5 protein-coding genes and 1 pseudogene are annotated in these 7,306 nt (G+C 68.8%); 4 read left to right on the forward strand and 2 right to left on the reverse strand.

Going from position 1 to position 7,306, the window contains the following annotated elements:
- Window positions 1-931, reverse strand: a 931-nt coding sequence (locus tag ACFWF3_RS17515; protein ID WP_379314471.1) for an ABC transporter substrate-binding protein, incomplete at its 3' end; no start/stop codon positions are given.
- A 262-nt stretch (window positions 932-1,193) separates the two neighbouring features.
- On the opposite strand from ACFWF3_RS17515, the gene ACFWF3_RS17520 reads away from it, so the two are divergent.
- From ACFWF3_RS17520 to mtnC, 4 genes are all read left to right on the forward strand, one after another.
- Window positions 1,194-3,593, forward strand: coding sequence for an arylsulfatase (locus ACFWF3_RS17520; protein ID WP_379314472.1), 2,400 nt, complete (start codon window positions 1,194-1,196; stop codon window positions 3,591-3,593).
- Between the two features lie 113 nt (window positions 3,594-3,706).
- Entirely contained in the window at window positions 3,707-5,566 is a 1,860-nt protein-coding gene (mtnA, locus tag ACFWF3_RS17525; protein WP_379314473.1) for an S-methyl-5-thioribose-1-phosphate isomerase, read from the forward strand.
- On the forward strand, window positions 5,563-6,132 hold the full coding sequence (locus tag ACFWF3_RS17530; protein WP_379314474.1) for an acireductone dioxygenase: 570 nt from the start codon (window positions 5,563-5,565) through the stop codon (window positions 6,130-6,132). The genes mtnA and ACFWF3_RS17530 overlap by 4 nt, the downstream gene beginning before the upstream one ends.
- Complete coding sequence (mtnC, locus tag ACFWF3_RS17535; protein ID WP_379314475.1) at window positions 6,129-6,824, forward strand: acireductone synthase; 696 nt, start codon at window positions 6,129-6,131, stop codon at window positions 6,822-6,824. The genes ACFWF3_RS17530 and mtnC overlap by 4 nt, the downstream gene beginning before the upstream one ends.
- Window positions 6,825-6,915: 91 nt before the next feature.
- Here mtnC and ACFWF3_RS17540 read toward each other — a convergent pair.
- A pseudogene (locus tag ACFWF3_RS17540) lies at window positions 6,916-7,306 on the reverse strand (hypothetical protein); the annotation flags it as partial.

The following is a 7,306-nucleotide window of genomic DNA, read 5'->3' on the forward strand; positions in this document are numbered from 1 at the left end:
TGGCCTGGCGCACCCGGACATCGGCCAGCGCGGGTTCGGTCACATTGACGCCGACATAGGCTTGCAGCTCGGCGCCTTCGAGGTCGTGCACCGTGAATCCGCCGCTCTTGCCGAGATTTTCGGCATCGCGGTAGCCGAGTTCGCGCGCCGCGGCGATCTGACCGGACTTCAACGCGTTCAGCAGCGCGTTCGGGTCGGGGATGATCGAGACCTCGACCCGGTCGAGGTACGGGCGCTCGGGCACCCAGTAGTTCGGGTTCTTCTCGAAGATCAACTGCGAGTTCGGCACGCGCTGGACATATTTGAAGGGACCGGTGCCGATATAGGTGTCGCCGGTGCCGAGCTTGTCGGCGGTTTCGCTGTCCAGGATCGGCACGGTGTCGAGCAGGTCGTAGATGTTGCTCAGTGGATGGGCGAGCTGCAACACGATCCGCGTCGGCGAGACGATGTCGAACCCGGTGACGGCGGCGGCCGAACTACGCAGCTGCGCCGACCATTTGGCGTCGGCGTAGGTGCGCAGCGAGAACTCCACGTCCTTGGCGGTGAAGGGACGCCCGGAATGGAACTTCACGTCGTCGCGCAGGTCCAGGCTCAGCGAACGGCCGTCGGCGGCGAGCTGCCACGACGTGGCCAGTAATGGTTGCGGTTCCAGCTTGTCGTTCGGGTAGCGGATCAGCGACTCGTACACCAGGCCGATCACGACCGGGGTCGCGGCGGTGTTGGTGAGCAGGTTCGCCGGCACCAGGTCCTCACGGATGCCGACCTTCAGGGTGCCGCCACGCACCGGTGTCGCGCCGTCCCCGCCCGCTTTCTGTTCCGAGACCGCCGAGGTGCAGGCCGCCAGCGCGGCACCGCCGAAGATGGCCGCGGCGGCGATGCCGCTGGTGCGCAGAAAGTTTCGGCGGCCGAAGCCACTGGGCGTTGAACTCATCGTGAAGATCCTCGAAGACGCATCGACCCGCGCGGCGGGCCGAGGAGGGTGCACAGCACACCGCGGGAAAGGGAACACATCGGATCGGCCGCGAACGTCGTGGGCGTTCGTCAGCCGCGCAGGACGCGACACGAACAGCAGCAGGGTGGCTGATTCGTGGGCACGGCAGTGACGCTAACAAGTTGCGGCGGACCGGTCACCGATTCCACGCACACTGCACATAACCCTGGTGACCAGCGGATACGTCGCCTTTACTGCCAGAATGCCTGTTCCACCCCATGCTCGCGGTTACGCATCCTTCGGCGGCTCGGCCGGTCGCACGTCCGCGGAGTCGACCCCCGATTGGACGTATCCCCCCACCGCGCCCGCCGGCGCGCCGAACATCATCGTCGTGCTCGTGGACGACATGGGTTACAGCGATATCGGCCCGTTCGGTTCCGAGATCGAGACGCCGACCCTGGACCGGCTCGCGGCCCGGGGTGTTCGACTCTCGAACTACCACACCACGCCACTGTGCTCGCCCTCACGCGCGGCACTGCTGACCGGAATCAACAGCCACCGAGCGGGTTTCGGCTTCGTGGCCAACGCCGACCCCGGCTACCCCGGCCTGCGCCTGGAACTGGCCGACGATGTGCTCACACTCCCGGAGATCCTGCGCGGCAACGGCTACGCCACCTACGCGGTGGGCAAATGGCATCTGGTGCGCGACGCCACGATGAACCCGTCGGCGCATCGGGACTCCTGGCCGACTCAGCGCGGATTCGACCGCTACTACGGGTCTTTGGAGGGTCTGAACTCCTTTTACTATCCCAACCAGCTGGTCTCGGACAGCTCGGTGGTCGACGTGGAGGAGTACCCGCAGGGCTATTACCTCACCGATGATCTCACCGACAAGGCGCTGTCCTACATCAAGGATCTGCGCGCGCACGATGCGGAGAAACCGTTCTTCCTGTACTTCGCGCACGTGGCGATGCACGGGCCGTTGCAGGCCAAGGCCGAGGATCAGGCCAAGTATCGGGGTCGCTACGACCAGGGCTGGGACGAACTACGCAGGCGACGCTTCGCCGAACAGCTGGCCCAGGGCTTGTTCCCGCCGGGCACCGAGCAGAAGCCGCGCAACACCGAGCCGGGTTACGAAGCGGCGGAGTGGGATTCGCTGTCGGCCGACGAGCAGCGGCGCTACGCCAAGTACATGGAGGTGTACGCGGGCATGGTCGACAGCATCGACCAGAGCCTGGGTCGGATCGTCGACCTGCTCGACGATCTCGGCGAACTGGACAACACCATCATCGTGTTCACCTCCGACAACGGCGGCACCGCCGAGGGCGGACCGGAGGGCACGCGCTCCTATTTCGCCGAGTTCGCCCACGTCGACGATCCCGACTGGGTGGGCGATGTCCCGCACGACGAGGACCTGATCGGCACCGCGAAGCTGGGCGTGCACTACCCGCGCGGCTGGGGTCAGGCGTCCAACACGCCGTTCCGGTTCTACAAGGGCCAGACCTTCGCCGGTGGCGTGCGAGTGCCACTGGTGGTGTCGTGGCCGAAGGGGTTGCCGCGCACCGGCACCGATTCCGGTATCCGCCACGAATACGCCTACGTCACCGATCTCGCGCCGACCCTGCTCGACCTGGCGGGCCTGGACCGCCCTTCTGTGCGTAACGGGCTGCCCGCCAAGGACTTCGACGGAATCTCCGCGGCCGAGCTGCTGCGCGATCCGGCAGCCCCGACGCGCCACACCGAGCAGTACTCGGAGATGACCGGTCATCGTGGCTTCTACCGCGACGGCTGGAAGCTGCTGTCGCTGCACGAGGCCGACGCCGACATCGACGCGCCGAACTGGCAACTGTTCGACGTGCGCGCCGATCCCACAGAGCTGCACGATCTTTCGGCGCAGTACCCGGACAAGGCCGCCGAACTCGCCACCGCATGGGACGAGTCGGCCTGGGCCAACACAGTCTTTCCACTGCTGACGCGCGCCGACCTGTTCCGCCGCCGCCCCGAGGAAGCCCGATTCGCCGCGCCGGTCCGCCTCCTCCCTGGCACCCCCACCCTCGAGCGCTACCGCTCCCAGCGCCTCATCGCCTACCGCGACTTCACCATCACCGCCGACCTGACGGGGGCCCGACCGCCCGCCGCCGCGACGGCGCCCACGACATCGCGGGCTTCGGACGCAGCGCCCGATGTCGCGGAGCGGGCCGAGGTGGCCGGATTCCGGCTCGGTGACGAGGGCGTACTCGTGGCGCACGGTGACCCGCTCGGCGGGTACCTGCTCTACATCGAGGACGGCGAAGTAGTGCTCGGCGTGAACAGCTATGGGCGGTACGCGTCGGTGGGCGTGCCGCTGCCCATCGGGACGCGCGAGATCACCGTACGAGCCACCATCGAGCCGCGTCTGCGCTGGGACTTCACCATCCAGGTCGACGGCACGCCGCTCGCGGAACTCACCGATCAGGTGCAACTGGTCGGCATGGCACCGTGGACCGGGATCTCCGTCGGCGTCGACGCGCGCGGTCCGGTCTCGTGGGATCTGCGCGAGCGCCGCGGACCGTTCCGCTATACCGGGAGCCTGCGCGCGATCACCTACACGCCCGGCCCCGTGCAGGTCCCGCAGCGCACGATCGACGCGGTGGAGCGCGAGGCCGAGTACGCCGCGGAGTAACGGACCGCCGCCCATTCGACGGGCACCGCTGCGCGCGGGCCCCGAGGATCGAGTCGCGACCAGGTCGGATACCGTTTATCAGCCAGAATCGCCACGCAGACAGGACGCCGGAGATGGACGACAGTTCCCTGATCTGGGACGACGGTGCGCTCGTCACCGTCGACCAGCGCGGACTGCCGCACGAGGTGCGGCAACTGCGCCTGCGCACCGTCGACGAGATCATCGAGGCGATCACCACCCTCGCCATTCGCGGCGCTCCGGCGATCGGGATCGCGGGCGCGTTCGGCGTGGTCATCGCCACCAGGGCGCACACTCACGGCGGCTCGGTGGACTCGCCGAGTCACTCGCCCGGCGGGGCAGGTGGTCGCGCCGGTGACGTGGTCGACGTGGCGGCTGTGCAGGCCGAGGCCGACCGGATCGCCGCGGCCCGGCCGACCGCTGTCAACCTGGCGTGGGCGGTCGACCGGGTGCGAGCCCGGATCGCCGAGGGCGCCGACGCGGTGCTGGCCGAGACTCTCGACATGCTCGCCGAGGACGGGCGGGTCAACCTGGCCGCCGCCACCCATGCCGCCGATCTGGTGCAACGCCTGTGCGGTGGGCAGCCGCTGCGCTTGCTCACCCACTGCAATACCGGGCGCCTGGCCACCAGCGCGGTGGGGACCGCGATCGGCGCCTTGCGGGTGCTGCACGAGCGCGGCGCCGTCGCGGACGTGATCGTCGACGAGACCCGCCCGCTGCTGCAGGGCGCGCGGCTCACCGCGTGGGAACTGGCCGAGGCGGGCATTCCACATCGCCTGACCATCGACTCCGCCGCCGCCTGGGCGATGGCGACCGGTCAGGTCGACGCCGTGCTGGTCGGCGCGGACCGGATCACCGCCAACGGCGACGTCGCCAACAAGATCGGCACCTTCACTCTGGCGCTGGCCGCCCGCCACCACGGCATTCCGTTCATCGTGGTCGCGCCGGAGTCCACCCGCGATACCGCGATGGCGACCGGTGCGCAGATCGTGGTGGAACAGCGGGCCGCGGCCGAAGTCACCGGATTCGGTGGCGTCGCCATCGCACCGACGGACACCGCGGTATTCAACCCCGCCTTCGATGTGACACCCACCGACCTCGTCACCGCCGTGGTCACGGAAAACGGTGTGGTCTACCGCAATTCGGATTCCTTTGACGCGCAGGGCCGGGCGACCGCCACGGACGGACCCGGCAGCGGATCGCGGATCGCGGATCGCGACGATCCGTCGGACGCCGGGAGCACCGTGGCTTTCACCGAACAAGGCCGGGCGATCGCCGGCACCGCGCGTCAGCTCTATGGCCGGGGGTGGATGCCGGGTACGGCCGGCAACATCTCGGTGCGGATCGAGGCGCCCGCGTCACCATCGGGGCCCGTGACGGCCGGCGCTGCCCTCGACAGCCTCGGCACATGGCCCGCGTTGCTCATCACCGCCAGCGGATTGTCCAAAGGTGAACTGAGCGCCGACGATTGCGTGCTCGTCGGGATCTCGGACACCACCGCGCATTCGGGCCAGAGCCGGAAACCGTCCGCGGAGACCAGCATTCACACCGCCGTGTACCGCACCCGCCCCGCAGGCGCGGTCGTGCACGTGCATTCCCCTTTCGCCACCGCACTGGCAACCACTGCCGCGCGACCCGGCGAGACGGTGACCCCGTTGCGGATCAGCGGTTTCGAGCTGCTCAAGGGGTTCGGCCTCGCGGACCCGTCGACTGTGGTGGTCCCGGTGTTCGCGAACTGGCCCGATGTAGCACGGATCGGCGCCGATATCGAGCTCCACCTCCGCGAAAACCCCTCTGCACCACCGATTCTGTTCATCACCGGGCACGGGATCACCACCTGGGGTGACACTCTTGCCCAGGCGCGCGATCGCGCCGAATGCCTGGAAGCCCTGTGCGAGTTGATCGCCCGCACCGGACGAACCGACGCCACGCCCCTCGAGATCGGACCGACATGACCCTGCTGCAAGTGATGGCCGCCGACAACGCCGCCGACGTCCGGGTGCGCACCACCGACCCCACCGAGATCGGCGCCGAGCTGGCTCAGCACGGCATCGCGTACTCGCACTGGGAGGTGCTCGCCGACGCCGCCGCCACGGACTCCGACACCCTGCTCACCCACTACGGCCCGCAGATCGCCGAACTCAACGCCTCGGGCCGCTACCAGCACATCGATGTCGCCCGCATCCACCCGGACGCCGACAACCCGGAGTGGCCTGCCACGGCCGCCGGTGCGCGCGCGAAGTTCCTCGACGAGCACCGCCACGCCGAGGACGAGGTGCGCTTCTTCGCCGCGGGCCGTGGCTGCTTCTACCTGCACGTGGGCGACGCGGTGCTCGCGACTGTCTGCGAAGCGGGCGACCTGCTCTCGGTCCCCGCGGGCACGCTGCACTGGTTCGACATGGGCACCACCCCCGACTTCATCGCCCTGCGCTTCTTCGAGGAGGCCGACGGCTGGGTGGGCGACTTCACCGGCGACAAGATCAGCGCAGGCTTCCCGACACTCGACGAACTGCTCGCGTGACCCGCGCGATCGTCCTCGACATCGAGGGCACCACCAGCCCCACCGACGCGGTCCGCACCGACCTCTACGGCTACACCTCCGCTCACCTGCCCGCCTGGCTGTCCGAGAACACCGATGGCACAGCCGATTCGGTGCTCACCGCGACCCGCGAGCTCGCCGGTGAACCCGATGCGGGGCCCGACCGCGTCGCCGAGATCCTGCGCGGCTGGCTGGAATCCGATGTCAAAGCCGAGCCGCTCAAGACAGCACAGGGCGCGATCTGCGCCCAGGGCTTCCGCGCGGGCGCACTGCGCGGCCGCTTCTTCGGCGATGTGGCACCCGCCTTGAAAGCATGGCACGCCAACGGCTGCCAGCTCTTCGTCTACTCCTCGGGATCCGAACGCAACCAACGCGATTGGTTCACCTTCGCCGACGCGGGCGATCTGTCCGGCCTCATCACCGACCACTTCGACCTGGTGACCGCGGGCCCCAAACGCGCACCCGCCTCCTACGAATCCATCGCCGACCGCATCGGGGTCCCCCCACAGGACATTCTGTTCCTCTCCGACCACCCGGACGAACTCGACGCCGCCGTCGCCGCGGGCTGGCAAGTCGTCGGCGTACACCGCCCCGACGAGCCCAACTCCGCACGCCCACCCCACCGCTGGGTGAGTTCCTTCGCTGACATAGATCCACAGCTACCGACCGACTAGTCGGCGTACACGGTGCGCTGCCGGCACTTGTTCCCGCCGGAAATCTGGCACCGCCTACGCGAGCTCGGCGTCACCGTCGTCGAACGCTGACTCAGCCGACCTGAGCTCGAAGCGCCCCTAACGACCCCCGCTGCACCGCCCCGAACACCCGTCGTGCGTGGACCGCGACCGGGCTGGTCGACCATGGTGCCAGCGTGGTGGTGAACATCAGTTCGCACCAGGACAGGGCGGGGATCTCGCCGGCGGCGAGGGTGGCGATGAGGGAGAGTTCGGTGTCGTGGCCGAGCCAGGCCGCGACCAGCCAGGAGGCATCGAGGCGGCCGAGGAATTCCTCGGCGTCCTCGGGCGGGCCATGGGGGGTGTCGACGGCGAGGTGGACGACGGCGGCGATGGCGTGGCGCATCTTGGCATCCATGCCGATAGCGTCGTGCAGCAGCAGACTTTCCAGTGCCGAGCGCAGTTCCATCGAGGTGTCGAGCCAG

It is taken from the genome of Nocardia sp. NPDC060220 (genome assembly GCF_042727815.1).
Taxonomy (GTDB): Bacteria; Actinomycetota; Actinomycetes; order Mycobacteriales; family Mycobacteriaceae; genus Nocardia.